Annotated in this window: 2 protein-coding genes; both read left to right on the forward strand. The window is 39.8% G+C overall.

Features of this window, described 5'->3' with window-relative positions:
• Positions 1–126: 126 nt before the first annotated feature.
• Positions 127–840: an RHS repeat domain-containing protein gene (locus tag C1709_RS00935; RefSeq protein ID WP_102285065.1), complete on the forward strand. Its 714-nt coding sequence runs from the start codon at positions 127–129 to the stop codon at positions 838–840.
• Positions 824–2,857: DUF6443 domain-containing protein (locus C1709_RS00940; protein WP_245836912.1), on the forward strand; the 2,034-nt coding region annotated here is incomplete at its 3' end. The genes C1709_RS00935 and C1709_RS00940, both read left to right, overlap by 17 nt.

Below are 2,857 nucleotides of genomic sequence, written 5' to 3' on the forward strand. Positions count from 1 at the left end.
ACTTTTAAAGTCTTGAATCAACTATAAAGGTACTGAAAATCAGACACTTAGCCAAATTTATTTAGTTATGTTTTGTTAATCAACTCGCTCATTTTCAAACAATTATGTGATTATTAACAGAGTATTGTGGTAAATAACGAACTGATTATCACAAGTGAGAATATCCCGAATGAGATATACTATAAATATCCTGCCGATGTATATGATGAAGGGATAAAGCATGAGCAATGGCAAATTGCCAATTGGATGATGAAAAAACATATTCTGTCGCCTGTGTTATGGAAAAGTATTAACGAGGCAGGAACTTCTATTTGGTATCGGTACGACTATGATAAGACAGAAAATGGTGTTGCCTATATAAATAAGGTAAGCATCTCGCACAACTCGTCCGGCAAATACAAAGTTGGATACCGCGTGATAAGTGCAGATTGTTTTGGGAATCCTGTGGAAATTGAGGAAAATGGTTTAAGATCTGTACTTGTATGGTCGTATGCCGGACAGAAAATGATTGCACGGATAGATAATGCAACAAAAGATGAGGTGGAAAAATATCTTAATGGCGAGGATATAACAACATATATTCCCCAGCACAAAGATTATTTATCAATATCATGGGAGGATATAGAGAAAAAATGCAGGAATAAAATGCCGAATGCACATTTCACAATATACAAATATGATGAATTCCTTAGATTAGAATCTATTACTGACCCAACAGGAATGACTGTTTATTATAAATATGACTTTCTTGGGCGATTGCGAGAGAAATATTATTATGAAAAAGGAATTAACCACCTGCCGGTAAAACGTATAATGGAACAGTATGATTATAGATACTGAATTAATTGATATTATAAAAGAAATGAGAAGAATATATTTATACATAATTTTTTCGCTGTTCATGCCTTTGTGTATTTTTTCACAGACTTGGGGGACAAATGATGGGGATATTTCCCTTTATGAAATAGAATATTTCGATGTCGTACCGGATGCTGATTATTCGCCACCTGTGCGGTTATGTAATAGTAACCGTAACAATATTTTCAGGAAAACATTTCGTAGTGTCAATGGGGACAATATTGTTTCCGTGGATTTCTTTGATGACATTGGCCGCAGGTTGGAAACAGTTCAGGTGGGAATAACGCCCGGCAGGCAGAATTTGGTTTCCTACGTTGAGTATGACAACTTGGGGAGAGTGGGAAAGGAGTGGCTTCCCGGAGCGATGCCGTTTTCCACAGACTATCAGAGTAGGGAGGCTTGTATCAACAGTTCAATAGAAACAAATGGCGGGGATGCGGAGCCTCATTCCATCCTGACATACGAGACTTCGCCCATGGGCAGGATACGTGAGGAGTACGGTTCGGGTAACGACTGGCACAAAATGCGAAAGGCTGTATGTTATAACTATATGACAAATGTTGAGGGCAACGACACTCTTGATTGTATTATGTATAGGGTAACTTCATCAATGACAGAGATTGGTGTATTGCCGGAAATAAAATTGGAACGGTCTTATCCCACAGGAAGCATTCATATTACGGCTATATCTGATGAAGACGGCATGAAAGTTTTCGAGTTCAAAGACAGGAAGAAACAAACAATACTGATTCGCAGGATAGGCAGGAAACACGGCCTTCGAACTATTCTTGATACTTATTATATCTATGACCACAAAGGAAATCTGCTTGCGGTTCTTCCGCCTGCCATGACCTCCACTAAAAATGATGCCATTTCTCCGGAAATGTTCTCAAAGTACGGATATGCCTACAAATACGATCGGTTTAACAGACTGTGTGCCAAAAAACTTCCTGGGGCAGATTGGATATTCATGATACGCGACGGAGCGGACAGGATAGTTTACGAATCAGATGGAGAGATGCGTGCCGCAAACAAAAACATATTTCATTTCTATGATGTTTTTGGAAGAGAATGTGTCACGGGAACGTGCAAGGCCGTTAATACAAAATATGTGTATGATGGCATACCGGAAGTCTTGTCATGCAGATATACCGGAGATAACACTCCTTATATGGGATATATTGCAAATTGGTTTCAACAGGGTTCATGCGATATTCTCACAGTCAAGTATTACGACAATTACAGATTTATTAATGATGATAAGAAACCAGGCATTTTTTTGACATCAGCTTGTAATAACAATTCTGTTGGCAACGTAGATTTCATTTCAATGAGCGATTCTCTAACATATCATAATATGAATGGGTTCGGCGAAAGAACGTTCACTCCTCGTGATCTTGTCACAGGCTTTGTCGTGAAACGTATAGACGGCGGAATGTCAGCCGGTTACGACTACCATGTTACCTATTACGACCGTTTTTCCCGACCTGTGCAGACGCATTCCACAAACCATCTCGGCGGTTATGACAGCGACTATTTTCTCTATGATTTTACCGGTGCCGTGCTGAAACACCGTCATTTGCATTCGTCTAAATTTCACAAGAAGATACAAGAGGACTACAACTATTCCTATGACCATGCCGGACGATTGCTAACCGTCACTCACTCTGTTGATGGTAATGCACCTGTGACATTGAAAAACAATTCATACGATGAACTTGGTCGATTGTCGGCAGATGCGGTGAACGGCAATGGAAATCTGCGCACGACCTATACATATAATGTTCGGTCATGGCAGAAAGAGGTTGAAAGCGGTCTCCACTCATACCATCTGTATTACAACGAATCGTCAACTCCGAGATACAACGGTGACATATCCTCCATGGATTGGTTTAAAGGCAACGTCGGAAAATACAATTTCCATTACGATGGTGTTGGTCGTTTGGAAAAGGCCGAATACAAAACCTACGACGGTTCTGAAAACTCCAGATTTAATACT

It is taken from the genome of Metaprevotella massiliensis (assembly GCF_900241015.1).